Origin of the sequence: Pseudomonas anatoliensis (genome assembly GCF_017976235.1) — a bacterium.
Taxonomy (GTDB): domain Bacteria; phylum Pseudomonadota; class Gammaproteobacteria; order Pseudomonadales; family Pseudomonadaceae; genus Aquipseudomonas; species Aquipseudomonas anatoliensis.
Genome location: NZ_JACVHC010000007.1, coordinates 416,091 through 434,288, shown reverse-complemented (window position 1 = coordinate 434,288; position 18,198 = coordinate 416,091). Strand labels below are relative to the sequence as shown.

Here is an 18,198-nt window from a genome sequence, read left to right as displayed (position 1 = left end):
AAGAGTCGGTGACCAGCGACACCACCGCGCTCAAAGACGATTTCCATCAGGGCTACCGCAACCGCTTCCAGGCCACCCCGTGGGACGTGCCGAATCGCCCGCCCCTGCGCCACCCGAAACCGCGCATTCTCGGCAGCCAGAGCGCCGTGGTCACTGGCCCCAAAGGTGAAGAAATCCACTGCGACCAGTACGGCCGCGTCAAAGTCCAGTTCCACTGGGACCGCGAAGGCCAGGCCGACGACAAAACCAGTTGCTGGCTACGCGTCTCCAGCGCCTGGGCCGGCGCCCAGTACGGCGGCATCGCCATCCCGCGGATCGGCATGGAAGTGCTCGTCACCTTCCTTGAAGGCGACCCTGATCAACCGCTGATCAGCGGCTGCCTGTACCACAAGGAAAACACCGTCCCGTACGCGCTGCCGGCGAACAAAACCCGCAGCACCTTCAAAACCCTCAGCTCCATGGGTGGCGGCGGCTACAACGAACTGCGCATCGAAGACAAGAAAGGTCAGGAACAGATTTACCTGCACGCCCAGCGCGACTGGGACGAGAACGTCGAGCATGACCAGAAGATTAGGGTTGGCAACGAACGACACGACACCGTGGAGAAGAACAGCTACAGCGAGTTCAAGGCTGAAGAACACCACACGGTTTATGCCGATCGCAAAGTTGAGGCGCGGGCGAATGATCACCTCACCGTGGGCGTCAATCAGCACATCAAGATTGGGACTGGGCAGTTCATCGATGCGGGGCAGGAGATCCACCTGAGCAGCGGTATGAAAGTGGTGCTTGAGGCGGGGGCGGAACTGACGCTCATTGGCGGCGGTAGTTTTATCAAGATTGATGCTGGCGGCGTGACCATGAGTGGGCCGGTGATCAACATGAACTCCGGCGGTGGACCGGGTAGCGGCACGGGGGCTGCACCGTTGTTGCCGGGGCCGTTGAAGCAGGCGGATGCGGATAAGGCTGGGCAATTGCTGGTGCCGGCCCAGCGGCAGGCGTTGATGCAGAAGAAGCCGATTTGTGCGGTGTGTGAAGCCGCCAAATTAGCCGCGCAAAAGGAGGCACAGTAAATGATCGAACTACCGCCGCTCCCGAGTGATCTGCCATGGAAAACCCCAGCCTATCTACTGCTGGATGGCGTCAGTGTTCCCAACCTCGCGCAGCAATTGTTTCAGTGGGACAACCAAGCCTACAGCCTGTACCAGTCCACTCGCTGGCAGGAGCTGGCAGATATCTCCCCCTATTTGATTGCTCTTAAAGGCGCCAACGATCCGCTATTGGCGTACTTCCGCGAGCACGCGGCCCTTGAATGGGGTTATTTACTGTTCAGTGATGCCGATGCTCACCAACTCTGGAGCCACTTGCGCCATCTGCTGACTGTAGAGCACCCCAGTGGTGTGGAGGTCATGCCACGTATTGCCGACCCAGCAGTCATGCGCCCGCTGTTCGCACTGGCGGAGCAAGCCAGCAGTGCCCGTTGGTTTGGTCCGGTTACGCACATCTGCCTGCCGGATGGAGTGGCGGCTGAATGGCATCGACACCAGCGCCCCGATCCCGCAAATGCCGAACCCGATACCTATCGTTTGACGGATTCAGAACTCACGGCGTTAGGCGAAGTCGAGTTTCGTAATTTCGTCTCAGGGTTGAGCGAGCATCTGCAGACTTATTTTCCAGACTTTATGTCATCCTTTGCAGGGCCTGCGCGTCGTCAGTATGCGCAGAAAATTGCAGATGATGCGTATCAGCAAGGCTTCGCCTCTGAACAGGAAATAACACTTTACGCGAACGTTTTCGGGTATTTGGCCGGTGAACCTGTGACTGAACACCCAGATATTTTTCTCCTGCTGGCGGAGTCAACACCAGAGGCGCCATTGAAGCGTCTGGAGCGCGCGGCCGAATTAGCAGAGAACCGTGCCATTGATCGACAAGGAAGCCCATCGTGACTACCCAGCAACCGCCAAAACCCAGCGCTAATAACGCAGCGATGGCCATGAGTGCGAAGGACACCCGCGTTCCCATGGGTGAGTGCCAATTGGCGAAGAAAAAAGTGCAGTTACTGCCGCTGCGTTTTGGACTGGTTGAGTATCTCGATCCGAAGGCTGAACTGGCCATGCCATTTCAGACGAAAAGCCAGCCGCTGGGTATCCGGCTGTTACGCGACGGCTACTTGTACATAATCGACGGCTCTACTGGCTACCTGCACGAATACCGCGTCGAAAGAGGTCAAATCACCAAGCTTTTGTGGAACAGTCAGGAAGTATCGGGCGACACCCGAACCAGTTCTATTGGTGAACCACACTTGGTTTTCCCTCGCAATCATGCGTTGTACGCCAGTTACTCGGAAATTCAATGGACGGCCTTCAAGTGCTCTCAAGTTCTCAGATCCAAGGATGAACGAAAGCGCTTAATGCAGTCCGTCGAATTGGCCAGTGTCTGCCCTGAGAAGGGAGGTAAAAGTCTGCTCAGCAAAATGCAGGCAAAAAAATGGTTAGCCGAAGTGGCTGAGAACGAAACCCGGGCCATGGCGCTGCTTGAAGGTGCCGACTCCGAAGAGAGCAAACCCTACAATTGGGAATATGAGCCGCTGTTTCAAAATACGGCGATAGAAACACTGACCAGCAAAGTACAGGGCCCGTACAAGGATGATTATCTGTTCCTGGTGCTGCGCGACGATATTGGTGTCATGCGAGATCTTGCCAGCGCACAATTGAAAGTAGCTGACTGGCTTGGAAAATGGAGTGCCGACGATAAGTGCCAGGCACAGTATCTTACCGGATCCTACATTCAGTCTTTGTATGATGTTAATGCCTCACGACTGACTGCCCTGAGCGGCACAGATCCCGACGTCAAAGCGCTGAAAGACGAAACTAACGAGCAACAACAGTCAAAAATCTACGACTACCTAAAGGCTCGTCGCGACCATCGTGACCCTGGTGTGTATGGCGATGAGTCTCAGTGGCGAAAAGCAGCATTGACCAACCCTTACGCGAAGGCATTTGTCGATATGACCGATGCAATGGGGCAGCCGCTTTATCGCAAGCACCAAAGCACAATCAATACGCTAAGCCTGCAAACGTGGGAGGCCTTACATGGCAAGGATCTTGGCCAGCGCGGTATCGCGAATCTTGTCAACCGAGAAGAAATGGAAACATTTGTTACTCGCCAGCAAAATCTCCTCTCACATTGGAACAAGCGACTAGGAAAAATACGCGAAGATCGCTTGACGATGTTCACTGACGGACTCTTCCACCGGGCTGCGTGGTATTACGACTTTCATCTTGATGCCCAAATCGAGCATCGTTTGAAAACCGAGTTCGTCTGCGTGGCAGCCATGTGCCCCGATAGAAAAGCAGTTGAAAAGCTCGCCACCTATTTAGAATCGAATCTGTTAACAGTCGTACCTGGACTCGACACGTTAGGACTGATAGATCAAATTGATATTGCTAAGAAACTCGTTGACCTGAGCAATTTGGCTGTTGGCATTTTGTCAGCGAAGGAAAATTTGGTAAATGCCGACGCGCTTGGCAATCAATTCAGTAGTTTGGTCTCTGCGCGCCTACCCAATTACGCAAAATTGAGCACTCAATTCGCCGGTTTGCAAAGCATGCTTACTGAGGCGTATAACCCGGCAACCCAACTAAAGGCTGCTGATCAACTGAAAAAAGCACATGATGCATTCAAAAGAATGCAAAATATTGACCCAAACACCTATATACGAAATATCGGCAGCCCCGCACGATTGCAGTTGCTACGCGAATTTTCCACCAAAGGCCTAACTTTACGGGCAGCAACGGCCACGGAGATCGCTAATTACAATCAGGCCAGCGAACAATCACTAAGCTTGCGTGATCAATTGAGCGCGACCTATAAACTGCGGAATCGGGAACTGATGCTGCAATCATCAGGTTCAGCCCAAGCGGGCAGTGAGGCTGTTTACCAGCAGCGAATTGACCAACTGAAACTACAACTGATACCTCTGGAAGAAAAGCTAAGTGGTGCCCTAGCAGTGGGAGGTAACAGCCCCGCACAAATTGGCACCGTCATCGATGGCTTAGACCCACAATTACGTGCGGAAATGGACAGGACAGTTAGAGATTTTCGATCAATGGGAACCTTTAATAAACCTCTGAGCGGAGCCTTAAAGTCGAAGGGAGACTTACTGGCTTTTGGACTGTTCATCATTCAGGGACAGAAATTCATCGAGGCAGTGAGCACTCTACTTAAAAAAGACAAAACCTCCTTGTCAGCGAGCGATGCCTGGTCTTTTACTGAAGCGTTTGTTGGTATCGCTGGCGCCGGATTTGCCACAGTACAGGGGCTTTCAGTTACGATTTTCCAAGCGCACATTGAGGATATGGCAAGTACGGCCGGTAAGCTAAATACTATGACTCGACTAGGTCGCTGGGCTGGTGTCGCGGGCATCGGCGCTTTCGGTTTTAGTGTGTTATCTGCTTCACTGGATTTGCGCAAACACTCTATCCAGTGGACGAAAGCACTCGCCCAAGGAGATTCCAAAGGGCTGGGTGCCTCAACGCTACAAATTAGTGGCGACGCAATATTGATCGGCGCGGGTACATGGGGAGCCAAGCATACTGGCTCTATTGTTAAAACCGTAATAAAAACACCGACTGAAATGCGTGTATTTGCTTGGGCAGAAGCAAGCCCAGAATTGGTGTCAATTGGTGCACGCGCTAATTTGATTGGTTTAATAGGCACAGCTCTGCAGCTGATCGGTGAAGGACTTTATAATTATTTCAATTTAGACGAACTGCAGAAGTGGATGCAATCCAGTGCATGGGGAAACCAGACAAAGAATCGTAGTACCCAAGATGAGTGGAGCGAGTTGGCAAAGGTGGTGCAAAAGCCCACTTGCGAACTCATCCGCGATGAGAAGCAGACCTATTTGAAACTGATCCTCCCGGGTGTCAGCACGAAAGAGATGGATAGCCGTCAATTACAGTTACTTGCGTACCAGCAAAAACGTGATGCTCCAATGCGAGGGGGATACAATCCAAATCTCCCACCACTACGCTGGCAAGAAAGTACTGCCACTTGGGCCACAAGGTTTATGGTCGCCAGCAAAGGAAATGAAGCACTGACACTCAAACTCCCTATCAGTGACTCCTTGCAAACTTCCGACTTTGCTTTAGCCTTCAACATTGGCTATCAATTGGAAGCAGAACGCGATTTGATACATCGCACCTGCTTCGTTTTAAAGGATTTACGAATCACCACGAGCTATGGAGTACGAATCCCTACCAAGGGCAAGTACACACTCGATCCTGTTGATACTTTGCCGAGCGGGACGGGAAAAGGCACGTTTAAAATATTCAAGAAAGAAGAACTGGCGACCGTCGATGTTTAAAAATATTTTCAAACGCAGTGACAAGCTTTCAGAAACACTAGATGCGCCGGACATTAAAAGTCAGCGACCCTGTGCGGGCGAGATTCGCACAGGAAGATTAAACGAAACCTTATTCTTAGCCCCACTACCTGTTTACACCGGACAAACACAAGGTTCTAGCCGTAACTTTTCCGACATAAATGACGTATTCCTTGAGATAGGTGGAAGCAACTGGGGAATGGTTGAGCAAGGAAAAATACTCGCTGCGGCTATTTGGATGGCGCTGTTTACAGCCTTCATAATGCCTAGCCTAGTAATCCTTGCCGGCGTTATTTTTTACCCTGAAAATTTTCCTGAGCCGCTTACAGATCTAATTACCTTTTTACAGGTGACGACTAGTGTTTCTCTCTTATTCGCCATACCAATAGGAGCCTATTTATATGGAATGTTTTCCGACGTAATTTTTTCTCCAAAAAAATATCCAGTGCGCTTCAATCGCCAACGTCGTGAAGTTTGCTACGTTGACCATAATACTGATCGCGTACTGGTGGTGCCATGGGAGGGCGTGGTTGCTTGGGTCGCAAAAACCCAAGGTATCACCAGCTATGGCGCGACACGCCAATACACCTTTGGGATGGCTCTTGAGGATGCCGAACAAGACAAAGTGCAGTTTCTTCTTCTCCCACAGCCCAGTGACGCACACGCGCTAGGGATGTGGACATCAATCCGAAACTACATGGAAGACGGACAGATAGTAGATACGCCGAACCCAATGCTAACTGCTTTGGGACTTACTCCGACAGGTGATCGCCTGAAATCATATGAAGGGCTGCACACTTTTGAAATCGAGCGCGATGACGCTCGCTGGATGTGCAATTCGAACGACGAAGGGGCCAAACTTACGGACAAGGAGCGTGAGCATTATGGTTACCCCAAGCGCACACCGTGGCCATTACGTCGTTGGTACATCTGGCGCGTGCTGAGCTTTTGGAAAATGCCTTACATACTGGCCGAGTGGAGCTACCGGAAGGGAGGTCGCGCTCTACCGGAAAAAGTAGATATTTGGTCCCAACCCTTGCCGAAAGAACAATGGGCAAAACCAAGCCCTGCATTGATAAACGCCAATCAGGCGGTAAAAAACGCAATGGATAAAAAAGGCGCAACGTTTGTTGAGGCATGCAAGACCGCCGGTCTAATTTAAAGAAAAAAGTGGCACATAATGGGATCAGTTTTTTCCTTAATTGGAAAAATAAAGCATGTCAGAAGTTATCGCTTTTATAACTCGAAAGACCATGTTTACTCGGTCAGTTATATCATGCGTTACTTTGATACCGAAAACATGATCCGCTCTCGGTAAAGCCTTTTCTCTTTGAGGTGGAGCTGGTCAGTGAGCAGCCGTCGCTGGACCTCGAAACCCTGCTGCACAAACCGGCCTTCCTGCAACTGTCGCCCGACGGCAGCGGCATCCACGGCCAGATCTATCGCGCCGCGCAAGGTGACTCAGGCAAACGCCTGACCCGTTATTCGGTGACCCTGCGCCCGCAACTGTCGTACCTGGCGCACCGCGTCAACCAGCGCATCTTCCAGAACCTCACAGTGCCGAAAATCATCGGCCAAGTGCTGGAAGAGCACGGCATCCAGAGCAACGCCTACGAATTCAAGACCGGTTCGATCTACCCCGAGCGCATCTACTGCGTGCAATACGACGAATCCGACCTGCATTTCATCCAGCGCCTGTGCGAAGAAGAAGGTATCCACTACCACTTCCAGCACAGCGCCACGGCGCACAAACTAGTGTTCGGCGATGACCAGACGGTGTTCCCGAAACTCAAGCCTGTGGCCTATCAGCAAGACTCCGGCATGGTCGCCAGCGACCCGGTGATCAAGCGCTTCGACCTGCGCCTGGAAACCCGCACCAGCCGCACCACGCGTCGCGATTACGACTTCGAAAAACCACGCCTGACGCTGGAAAGCGAAAACCGTGGCGACGCCCTGCCCGACCTCGAAGACTACGATTACCCGGGCCGTTTCATCGACCGCGAGCGCGGCAAACACCTGGCCAAACGCGCCCTCGAACGCCACCGCAGCGACTTCCAACTGGCTGAAGGCAAGAGCGATCAGCCGTTGCTGGTCAGCGGCCACTTCCTCGCGCTGACCGCGCACCCGAAAGCCAAATGGAACGACCTCTGGCTGCTCACCGAAGTCCTCCACGAAGGCAAACAGCCGCAAGTGCTGGAAGAGTCGGTGACCAGCGACACCACCGCGCTGAAAGACGATTTCCATCAGGGCTACCGCAACCGCTTCCAGGCCACCCCGTGGGACGTGCCCAACCGCCCGCCCCTGCGCCATCCAAAACCGCGCATCCTCGGCAGCCAGAGTGCCGTGGTCACCGGCCCCAAAGGTGAAGAAATCCACTGCGACCAATACGGCCGCGTCAAAGTGCAATTCCATTGGGACCGCGAAGGCCAGGCGGACGACAAAACCAGCTGCTGGCTCCGCGTCTCCAGCGCCTGGGCCGGCGCCCAATACGGCGGCATCGCCATCCCGCGCATCGGCATGGAAGTGCTCGTCACCTTCCTTGAAGGCGACCCCGACCAACCGCTGATCAGCGGCTGCCTGTACCACAAGGAAAACACCGTCCCGTACGCCCTGCCGGCGAACAAAACCCGCAGTACCTTCAAAACCCTCAGTTCCATGGGTGGTGGCGGCTACAACGAACTGCGCATCGAAGACAAGAAAGGTCAGGAGCAGATTTACCTGCACGCCCAGCGCGACTGGGACGAGAACGTCGAAAACGACCAGAAAATTCGGGTTGGCAACGAACGACACGACACCGTTGAAAAGAACAGCTACACGGAATTCAAAGCCGAAGAACACCAAACGGTTTATGCCGATCGCAAAGTTGAGGCGCGGGCAAATGATCACCTCACCGTGGGCGTCAATCAGCACATAAAGATTGGGACTGGGCAGTTCATCGATGCGGGGCAGGAAATCCACCTCAGCAGCGGCATGAAAGTGGTGATGGAAGCCGGCGCCGAACTGACATTGGTCGGTGGCGGCAGCTTCATCAAGATTGATGCTGGCGGCGTGACCATGAGCGGGCCGGTGATCAATATGAACTCCGGCGGTGGACCGGGTAGCGGCACGGGCGCTGCGCCGTTGCTGCCGGGGCCGTTGAAGCAGGCGGATGCGGATAAGGCTGGGCAGTTGCTGGGACCGGTGTTGCGCCAAACCCTGAAACGGGCGGCCACAACGGCTCAGCCGGTCTGCGAGATATGCCAAAAACTGAAGGCGCTGAAATGATCCCCGGTGCCACGCGTTATCTGCTTCTGGATGGAGCAAAGATCGAAAACCTTCCGGCCCGTTTGTACAGTCTGGACGACAACCCTGTTATCGAATGGCTGTATCACGCAACGCCCTACCAAGAGGTATTTGATGTCGGCCCTGCGCTGGTCGTATTGCGCGCCAACAGCGCACTTGAAAAGGCCTTTACTGATGACTGGCAAAACGATGCTGGCATCATCATCGAAAGCGATGCGCCTCTACAGCAATTGACTGAACATCTGCGCAGCCTCATCCACGCGCGGGTGACCGGTGAAGCGTCAATGCTGTTTCGCTACTACGACCCGCGAGTCATGCGCCATTGGCTGCCGGCCCTGAACCCCGGGGAAAAAGATCACGTGATGGGCCCGATCAGACGCGTACGTCTGCCAGCGCGAGAAGGCCAGGAAGAACAGTGGATCGTTCGTGAGCAGGATCGCCAAAGCGCCCAGCAATATGCTGAGCGTCCGTGGCTTCACCTCGATGAGCAACAGTTGCAACGGCTCAATCAAGGCAAGCTGGAAATGTTTGATCAACAGTTGCTGGCGCACGTTCGTACCTACTTTCCCGACTGCCTGGCTCAGCGCTCGGCCGTCGAACAGCAGCAATGGGCGGTCCTTTGCCGTGAAGGCGCCGCCAGCCACGGTTACTCGGCGCCCAACGAAGTGGCACGCTGGTCTGCTCTGGTTGCTGAGCACGGGACCGAGTTCCCCCAAGCGCCTGAACATCAGGCCTACCGCGAGATTCTTCAACAGCCGACGCTCAACGCCACACAACGCCTGGATGCCTTGTTGGTAGAACTGCATCGCCATTGGCTGCTGACTGACAAGGAGTCCAATGCATGACCACCGCACCGCTCGATAAAAACCGCAACCTGGCCGCTGCAGATCAGGCTGCACAATGCCAGTTCGGCGACGAAGACCTGTCCAGCCCGGCTACCACCTGCCCTGCGCGCCAACCCGAAATCTTTGTGGTTCCCAGCCGTTACGCAATGGCCGAACAGGCCGCCGAACACGCCGATTTCGCGCCATCCAGCCCGACCAAAAGCCACCCGATGGCCTTGCGTCGCTTGCGCGCGGGTTACGCCTATCTTTGGCATGCCGAAGGACCATTGAAACGCTACGCGGTGGCGTCTGATGGTTTGCTGGTTGAACAACCGCTGACGCAACCACACTCTGCTCTGACGACCGGTGAAAACGCCGGAATCGCATTGAACAAAAGCACCGACGCGTGGATGCTCTACAGCGAAGTGCCATTGGGCAAAGACGCCTGCGAGCGCCTGAAAAAGACCGGTGAACGACGCAAGCGCATGCGTCAGATCGCCCTTACCGACGTAGCCAAACGCCTGTCGGCCAAACACTGCCTACCGCTCGAAAAAGCCCCGACACTTGTCGCCGAACTCATGCCGAAAGTGCGCGAAAAAACCCTTGCGCATGAACATCAGAAGAACGGCGCGACTGACCGCGAAGGCGTGAAAGAACAACGCAAAACAGCGCAAGCCGCGCCGACTCAAGAAAATATCAAAGCCTACTCCGCTAGCTCGGAATCTCTGCGCGAACGCGAACAGGCGGCCGGCATGCAACCACCGGGCGAGCCCGTGGTCGAGCCCGGGACTTGGAGCGCCAGCCCTTGGGAACTGGCACCTACGCAAGCCTGGCTGGACAAAGCCAAGAGCGAGTCGGCTCCGCTATATGCGGTGTTTGCTGCGCTGGATGATGATCTGGGGGTGTTGCGGGATATCGACCACGAACAGAACAAGGTCGAGGCAGAACACGAAGAGTGGGTAGCCGACAATAGCTTGCGCCAGACCATCGGCAGCTTTATCCGCAACATGGTTACCGAAGACGGTGGCGAAGTTGCCAACCTGCTCAACTACCGGTATCGCGAACATAACCTGCAACTGACACCGGAACAGGGCGACACCCTGATCGACAGTCAGAAGCAGCTGAACACCCTGATGCTGGAAGAAACACGCATCAACCAACAACGCGGCCGACAGTATGGGCATGCTCAAGCGGATGGCCTGTTGGCTGAGGTTCGATCCCGTGAAGAAGCCGTGCTGAACAAGGTGCGCAGCTTCATCCCGAGCGAATTGCATCAGGAAGCGCAACAGGTTGTGCGGGATTATCGCCAGGAAAAAGTCAGCAATCTGGAAGGTGGCGGCGGAACCAAGGTTGGTGAATACATCGACTTGGCGAGCATGGACCATTGGCTGGATCAGGAGGCGCCGCAGCACTTCAAACAGGTCGAAGAACGCCATCAATTGCTGTACGCCGATCGCAAAACCTACCTGCCACGCAACGACAGCGGCACGTGGTTTGTCGACCAGAGCAGCGAAGAGCACCTCAAGTGGCTGGAAAGCCTGACGATCGCTTGCCTCAGCGCTCAGTGCAGCCGTAGCGAAGGCGCGAAACAGTTTGCCGACTACGTGAGTAGCGATGACCCCGGTTTGCTGCGTCTGGTGTTCCAGGCGTGGAGTCCGAGCTTGGAAGCGGCGGTAAACAATACCTCGCGCCTCAACGAACTGGTCACGGCGCTCAGTCTGGAAAACCTCGCCGACTCCCGCGCAGCCGCAATCAAGATTCTGGACACTGACACCCTACGCAATATCGAGCGGTTGGCGAGTAATCTGGAAGGTGCCTGGACGGCGACCATGACCCGCCTCGGCGCGTCTTTGATTCATGCAAGCAAAGGCACGGCGATGGCAATGGGATTATTCCTGGTCATCCGCCTCGGCGATAACACCCGCCTTGTGCAGGGCGTAGAGAACGGTATCAAGGTTTGGCGCTTGGTCGGCCAGAACGCTGAAGCCCTCAGCCAATGGACCCGAAGCACCGCTCAGGCCATCAGCCTCGGTCGCGTCAACGGCATCGTCAACGCACCCTCGATCAAAGCCTCGGGTGGCCTACTGCCGCTGGCGGCGCTGGTGGTCAACATTCTCAACGCCGGCACCTATGCCGGACAGGCAGCGGCGCTGGAAGGCAGCGATGAGCAGCGTCAGGCGGACTCTCTTTCTGCGTATTTATATGCAGGGGCGGCGTTGGGGGCGGTGATTCAGAATTGGATGCTTTTGGGGAAAGGAGTAAAGGACATAACCGGTCGACTGCCTCTGGGGCTTTCTGCAACGGCTCCAACGCTCACTCTGTTCAGTGGAGTTGTTGGATGGCTATCCGCTGCAGCAGCCTATAAAGAATTCAAGTCGCTTCAAATTCAAATAGAGAGTGCTCAAAGCAATATCGATCCGTGGCTTAAAATCAAACAATTGGCCGTTGCCGGGCAGGTTGCCGTGTATGGAGCGCAAGCACTTCTAGGGCTTGGACTAACGGGGATGCGGCTATCAAATCAAATTTCAACTCCAGTGGCCATAAAACGCTTTCGCCTTGGGATGGGGCCAATGAATTTCTTGTTGTTGGCACTCGGGGGTCTTTACCTGTTCGCCTGGCTCCGCCAAGCCAGTCCGTTGCAGAATTATTTGGCCAATTGCTGCTGGTCCCATCGCCGTGCAAATACCAATAAGGCTATCGAGCCTCAGGCACAACTGGACGAAATCAACGAACTGATGATGTTGTTGTATCAGCCGAGAGTGTCGATGGAGACTCGAGAAGTTCGTATCAGCGGGGTTCTGGGCGACACAATCACCCAGGACGCCATTACCCAATTAAGCATTGACTTGCCGGGTGCTGCACCAGAAGCGGCACAAATCGATTTATCTATGAGCGGCAATCCTACCCCAGTCTCGGCGGGGTTCGGTACCGGTACTCGAGGTACGCCCACCGACCTGGGTGCTACTTGGCTGAATGCCAGCCAGTGCACTTGGATTCCCGCCGATGCCGGCCAGGGCTTGCGCCTTACCGGCAGCTTCTCGCAGCCGCTTACTCGCTTGTCCTTGCGCATATGTTACCTCAGTCCCGTGGCACTGCTGGCCGGTGACGGTGCTACCATCGGCGGCACTAAAGGCCTCGCGTACACACTATCGCCCAATGGCGGCTTACTGAGTCCGGATGGTGAAATCATCACCCTGCGATCGGGCGAGCCAACTCCCGAGCTAGATCGGGCCAGCGTTCACCGTCTTGGCCCACAACAGAACTCTAACTACCTGACCCCCAAGGATAAGGCATGACCTCAGCCGCAACCGGCACTCGCAAAGGATTGCTCTCACGAGAGGACTATCTGGCACCACCAGCAATCCCGACGGGGCAAACACCCAAAGATGTGCTTAACAGCATTTGGCGCAAGAACGACGTGTTTCTTGATATTGGCTCCTACAGCATTGGCTCTGCCGTCATGGTTATTTGGCCAGTGCTGCTTATGAGTATTTGGTTTGTGCAGCATGAGAGTTCTTCTGAAGGATATTTTGGAGGTGCATTAGCGCTTTCGTTATTTATCGTTGGCCTTCCAATTCTTCTAGTCTTCAAAGGCTTGATCAGCCCAGTACCACCTCCTATTCGCTTCAACCGCCAACGGCGCGAAGTCTGTGTCCCATTCGAAGATGGCCGCTACTGGATCGTGCCTTGGGAACAGGTTACCGCCCAAGCGGTGGCGATGGACTCCGTAGGCCAGCACGGTAAAACAACTCAAGGCTTATTGGTGGTGGGTTTTCGTAATCCCGATCCTGATGCGCCTGAAAAAGAACGCGATTTCAGCCTAGGGTTCAGTTGCGGCGGCGGCGAAACAGCCATGAGCCTTTGGGAATGCATGCGCAGTTTTATGGAAGTTGGACCGGACGCTACTCCACAAGGAAATGACCTGGAGGGCATTCGCGGAAAACTTGGAAGAAAAGGCACATTTTGGGGTATCTGGTACGGTTTCTTTATAAGTATTCGTGACCACCTGATAGCCAAGGAGTTTGGCCAAGCACTGTGGCTGTTTGTATCCATTTTTCTTCTGGGAACGCCTCTGGCCATGATGCTTCAGGTGTGGAAACTCGCACCACCACCTGATCTGACTGATCCCGCCATCGTCGAATGGTCCAAACCCCTTCCTCCCGAGCAATGGGCCAAACGCTCGCCTGAGTTGGAGGCGGCCATCGCCAAGCGTGAGACAGAAATGGCCGAGCAACCACTACAGTAATTGGCTTAAGGGGGTGCCGTGCGCCGTTACCTGAGGACAACACATGAGTACGCCAGTGACGGCTACCTTCCAAAACGCTTTAGACCAACATGAAATCCCTGATTTCTTCAAAGGCAACGGGTTCTACTTCGCCAAAGGCTGTGACTGGGGCGACCACTTGCACATAAACAACTGGCAAGGGATGTGTGCCGTGTTGAGGCACCAAGACTCAGCGCAAGTACAACTGACCCGGATCTTTGAGGAGTACGTTCAAAGCCTCGAGGAAAACTACATCGACTCGGACGGATTGCTTTCGAACCTGAGGGCCTATTACATCCTGAGGAAGAAGAACCCGTTTCTATCCGGGGCGGGTTATGACCTTACCGCCGCCCTTGGTAAAACCAGCCGAAATAAAGCAGGCGTGTTGTTCAGGCTGCTCCGAATATCCTACGACAAGGAAAATGCTGGCACTTCGAAATACTCGTTCGCTCAAGAGCTTCAGAGACTGCGTAGCCTTGGTTGCACACTCGAACTCGAATCGCTTTAGCCTCGAACCATTGAATCTGGAACTCACGTGAACACCCGCCAAATCACACTCGCCAACGGCTGGACCGCCACCTTTGAAAACAACGGTGAATTCCACATGGGGGCAGAAGGTTGGAGCTTGCTCCTGCAAGGGCCCGATAACAGGATGATCCAGTATTTCGCAGACCAGATTGTTTTGGTCAACGATGAAGACGGTACTCAGGCCAATTCATGTATTCGTTTGTCGAGCGATGGTGTTTACGGGTACCTGAGCACAGCCGTTGATAATTGCTGGGTAATCGATTTTGCGCGGGGCATGATCGCGCCGCACCGAGTGAGCATCCGTCATCACCATGACGCCTACGATGAGAGCGTCGCGCTTTTCGAGCAGCCGGCTTTCAAACGTGCGCGGCAATACATCAGTGTTGTCGGAAGATACATTTATCTGACCTTTCCGCTGACGAGGGATGAGGACTTCCCCAAGGTATGGGATGAATATCTGTCGATACGCAGACGTCAGCTCGACGAGCTTTATTTCAGAAACTGATCAGACGCGGCGCGCCTTGTTCAGCGAAGCATATTTGCGCGTGCCCTATCCGATCAGCTCGTCCGCCACCGCATACTTGACCACCACACGATTGCGATAAAGCCTCTCCCGCATTACCAATGTCCCCACCTGCCCCTTTTCCCGAACTTCCCGCCAGATCTCATTCTCCCGATAGACCCGCTCCCCTTCGCGCGCAAACCGATGCCCTTCCTGAAACACGTGATACCGATACGCCCGCACCTGATCACATAACAACTCCCCTTCCAGTTGCGTCTGCCCGACATTCAACTTCAGCTGAAAACACCGATCCGTCGGGTTATGCAGCACCAGGTCAATGTAGTTATAGAAAATCGCCGCACCGGAGCCAAACGGCAGTACGCGTCCCTCATCCGGAAACGGATCGAAGCTGTGATTGGAGCGTTCAACCACTACCAGCGGTGAATGTATGGCCATCCAGTGAATCAGATTGCTCAGTTGGCATATCCCGCCACCCACCCCGGTGCGGGCCTCGCCGAAGGACAGTTCCATCCCTTCGACGTAGCCACGTTTACGCGTTGGGCGGCCGACGAGCCGGCAGAAGGAGAAGTGTTCGCCAGGGGCGATGATGACGCCATCGATGGCGGCGACGGCGAGTTTGAGGTTGATGACTTTGTTGTGTTGCAGGGCAAGATCGGAGTCGCCGAGTTTACGGATGAGTTTCGAGGTGTGTTTGAGGTAGCGAAATGGCAGGCGTCCGGTCAACGCAACGGGTCGTGCGTAACGCTTGCTGGAGCAGTGCCAGGCGATGTGCCGGAACAGTCTTTTTTGCCACACGCGCAGCCAGTACAAGGCTGGGTGGTAGAGGGAAAGTGGTTTCATCCGTGACGCAACGGCGATCGCCGCTTCTTCCTTGAATCGTGAAATGGGCGGGCATTCTAGCCTGTAACCCGAGCGCGCCACGCATATTCCTCGACTCACTTCGACACATTCTGAAGCGCTGCCAGACCTGCAAATTAAGCTTCGCCTAAGGTTGGCTCGCTACCCTCCCGGCTCATAAACCCTGTCGTCATTGACCCGTGGATGAGTCTTTCTGTTATGAGTGCGTTTAATCTGCCAACCCAACCACAGCCGAACTTCAGCCTTGTCCTGGTCAATTACAAGACCGCGGACATTACCCGGATGTGCCTGGAATTATTGCACCAGCATGTCAAGGAACAGCGCATTCCAGTCTGGGTGGTGGACAACGATTCAGCGGATGAAAGTCTGGACTACCTGCGTTCGCTCGACTGGATCAACTTGATCGAGCGGCCTTCTCCGTGCAAGGAAGCAGGCCATATTGCCCATGGCAAGGCACTTGATCTGGCGCTGGAAAAGGTTGAAACCGATTATTTGTTTTTGCTCCACACCGACACCTTCGTCTATGACAAAGAAGTGTTTGCAATGATGCTGCGCGAGTGCACAAAAAGTGCGGATATCGCCGCAGTTGGTTGTGTCGAGCAGATCAATCGGGGGATTGTGCGGGATACCTGGCGTTTAACTTCACGCTTTTGCAAGCATTATGTTCGCCAGGCAAAAGTTCGTCTGGGTATGAAATCCAAACCGCCAAGACCATATAAGGAAACTCACCTGAAAAGTTTCTGTACGTTGTGGAACGTGCGACTGATGAAGTCTCAAGGCCTGCACTTCTGCATGGATGATCGCGTACCCGGTTACACGCTGCAGGATCGAATGGTGAGCCTTGGATACGGCATCAAGCTGCTTTCGCCACGCACGATTTTCCGTTATCTCGATCACATCCAGGCAGGAACGGTCGCCGCGGCGGGCACCTACGGGAAAAATCACCGCCGTACGAAAATGTACCAAGCGACTATCGAGCGCTTCCAGGGACAGCGAGGCAAACCCGGGATACAAACATCGGTTTAACTCATGGCAACAAAAAGGGTGACTTTAAAAGTCACCCTTTTTTTAACTGAAATTGTATACATTTGCTCCAACGGAGGTGTTCGCCCAGTGTAATGGCCTGGCAATCCATGCACCGGTAAAGAGCCCTGACACTGGGCGAACGCGAAGGATTTTAATAGAAGTTGGCGGATATGTCGCCATACTTCAATGTAAATATTATGTACAAGAAAGTTAATAGATATTTATCGATGAAACCCTTCACGAACCTTTCACGAAACTTTCAGAAACCCTACAAGCAACTAATAGTATGACTACTCTAATACAAAAACTGTACAAGAGTAGTCATCCTGTAGAGCTAAAACTCAACTTTCGTGCTGACTGGTCACTTTTAATACATCGGTATAAGTGACAACAACGCTCTGCCCGACTTTGAGGTTCTTCAGTTTGTCCTGAATATCAGGCCGTTCGACGTTGAGGGTTTTCGATACACCGGCAGGGTTTTGCAGAGTTACCTGATTTGTTTTCAAATCAATTTTGGTGATTTTCAATTGCACCTGAACCTGACGGTAAGCTTCGCCGCCGGGGTTGCTGCTGCCCGGAGCGTTGCGCAGTTCGCCGGTTCGCTCGGTGGTGCCAGGCAGACCTTTATCCACATCGGTGTCGAGGTAGGCCGCGACGGAACGCATGACTTCCACGTTGACCTGGTCGCCGACCTTCAGATTGGCGAGGTTTTTCGCTTTCTCCGTGAGCTGTACGTGAACCTGCTGGCCTTCGGCGCCTTCCAGCACAACCTGGTGTTTATCCGCGTCAACCGCTAGCACTTTGGTGGTGACTTTGTCGGCTTCAACCGTTGCCGACAGCGGTATGTCGGCGGCAAACGCAGTGAGACTGGAGGCGGACAGCAGCGACGCGAGGGCGATGGACTTGGCGAGTGCATGAAGCTTCATAAGCGTACTTTCCCTGTCAATGATTGGCAGCACCCGACGCCGGAATCATTTCAGACGTGGGGTGTGTCACTGAGCATAGACGCTGTTCAGGGCTTGGCTTTGGTTTGTGGCGCGGCAGTTTCCTGTGCGGTCGATTCGCCACTGGCCGTGCCTTTGCCGCTCTTCTCACGCTGCTTCGGATCGGTCGGACGCAGAGCATCATTGTCGCGCTCGGTTTCCCCCGGTGGCCGGGGCTCGTCAGGATGCTGGTTTTCAGATTCAGGTTTCATCGGTGTTGTCCTCAGGCTTCGGGGTCGTCAAGTTCGCGGGCGACGTTTACGGCGGGGGAATCCTTGTGCAGGTCATCGGCCTTGGCACGCAGGATCTGCCATTGCTCAAGGTCGATGGCGCCCTGACCGAGCATGTCATCGGCGATGCGTTGCAGGTCTAAGAAGTGAGCGTCGGGGGACTGCTGCCACAAAGTGTCGTCGTCGAACAGACGTTGCCAAGTGGTGAGGTCTTGGGGTTGCAGGTCGTCGCTCATGGCTCATCCTCGACAGGTATTACTTTTGTAGAGGTTCAGCGAGCAACCGGAGTTCAACCCG

General features: G+C 54.4%; 14 protein-coding genes and 1 pseudogene. 11 read left to right on the top strand and 4 right to left on the bottom strand.

Annotation, left to right across the window (positions count from 1 at the left end; all coding sequences use genetic code 11):
• The 10 genes and pseudogenes from tssI to ICA16_RS23625 form a co-directional block, all read left to right on the top strand.
• On the top strand, positions 1–1,070 hold a 1,070-nt coding region (gene tssI, locus ICA16_RS23670; RefSeq protein ID WP_210701774.1), incomplete at its 5' end, for a type VI secretion system tip protein TssI/VgrG.
• Positions 1,071–1,943: a DUF4123 domain-containing protein gene (locus ICA16_RS23665; protein WP_210701773.1), complete on the top strand. Its 873-nt coding sequence runs from the start codon at positions 1,071–1,073 to the stop codon at positions 1,941–1,943. It begins immediately after the preceding gene.
• Positions 1,940–5,365, top strand: a complete 3,426-nt coding sequence (locus ICA16_RS23660; RefSeq protein WP_210701772.1) for a toxin VasX — start codon at positions 1,940–1,942, stop codon at positions 5,363–5,365. The genes ICA16_RS23665 and ICA16_RS23660 overlap by 4 nt, the downstream gene beginning before the upstream one ends.
• Positions 5,358–6,545 (top strand): DUF6708 domain-containing protein, encoded by a 1,188-nt coding sequence (locus ICA16_RS23655; protein ID WP_228734218.1) that lies wholly within the window; start codon positions 5,358–5,360, stop codon positions 6,543–6,545. The genes ICA16_RS23660 and ICA16_RS23655 overlap by 8 nt, the downstream gene beginning before the upstream one ends.
• 155 nt (positions 6,546–6,700) lie before the next feature.
• A pseudogene (locus ICA16_RS23650) lies at positions 6,701–8,647 on the top strand (type VI secretion system Vgr family protein); the annotation flags it as partial.
• Positions 8,620–9,510 (top strand): DUF4123 domain-containing protein, encoded by an 891-nt coding sequence (locus ICA16_RS23645; protein ID WP_210701771.1) that lies wholly within the window; start codon positions 8,620–8,622, stop codon positions 9,508–9,510. The pseudogene ICA16_RS23650 and the gene ICA16_RS23645, both read left to right, overlap by 28 nt.
• Complete coding sequence (locus ICA16_RS23640; RefSeq protein WP_210701770.1) at positions 9,507–12,785, top strand: toxin VasX; 3,279 nt, start codon at positions 9,507–9,509, stop codon at positions 12,783–12,785. The genes ICA16_RS23645 and ICA16_RS23640 overlap by 4 nt, the downstream gene beginning before the upstream one ends.
• Complete coding sequence (locus ICA16_RS23635) at positions 12,782–13,735, top strand: hypothetical protein (RefSeq protein ID WP_210701769.1); 954 nt, start codon at positions 12,782–12,784, stop codon at positions 13,733–13,735. Before ICA16_RS23640 ends, ICA16_RS23635 begins: the two co-directional genes overlap by 4 nt.
• Positions 13,736–13,778: 43 nt before the next feature.
• A complete protein-coding gene (locus ICA16_RS23630; RefSeq protein WP_215731540.1) occupies positions 13,779–14,261 on the top strand; it encodes a hypothetical protein in 483 nt (160 codons plus the stop codon).
• Positions 14,262–14,288: 27 nt separating this feature from the next.
• Complete coding sequence (locus ICA16_RS23625) at positions 14,289–14,786, top strand: hypothetical protein (protein WP_210555559.1); 498 nt, start codon at positions 14,289–14,291, stop codon at positions 14,784–14,786.
• A 45-nt stretch (positions 14,787–14,831) separates the two neighbouring features.
• Here the strand turns inward: ICA16_RS23625 and ICA16_RS23620 are convergent, their stop codons facing one another.
• Positions 14,832–15,644 (bottom strand): VanW family protein, encoded by an 813-nt coding sequence (locus ICA16_RS23620; protein WP_210701780.1) that lies wholly within the window; start codon positions 15,642–15,644, stop codon positions 14,832–14,834.
• A 216-nt stretch (positions 15,645–15,860) separates the two neighbouring features.
• Here ICA16_RS23620 and ICA16_RS23615 point away from each other — a divergent pair, with 216 nt between their 5' ends.
• On the top strand, positions 15,861–16,688 hold the full coding sequence (locus ICA16_RS23615; RefSeq protein ID WP_210701768.1) for a glycosyltransferase family 2 protein: 828 nt from the start codon (positions 15,861–15,863) through the stop codon (positions 16,686–16,688).
• Between the two features lie 341 nt (positions 16,689–17,029).
• Here the strand turns inward: ICA16_RS23615 and ICA16_RS23610 are convergent, their stop codons facing one another.
• From ICA16_RS23610 to ICA16_RS23600, 3 genes are all read right to left on the bottom strand, one after another.
• A complete protein-coding gene (locus tag ICA16_RS23610; RefSeq protein WP_150602256.1) occupies positions 17,030–17,614 on the bottom strand; it encodes a hypothetical protein in 585 nt (194 codons plus the stop codon).
• 86 nt (positions 17,615–17,700) lie between these two features.
• Positions 17,701–17,883 (bottom strand): hypothetical protein, encoded by a 183-nt coding sequence (locus tag ICA16_RS23605; protein WP_150602257.1) that lies wholly within the window; start codon positions 17,881–17,883, stop codon positions 17,701–17,703.
• Between the two features lie 11 nt (positions 17,884–17,894).
• On the bottom strand, positions 17,895–18,137 hold the full coding sequence (locus ICA16_RS23600) for a hypothetical protein (RefSeq protein WP_150616511.1): 243 nt from the start codon (positions 18,135–18,137) through the stop codon (positions 17,895–17,897).
• Between the last annotated feature and the right edge of the window lie 61 nt (positions 18,138–18,198).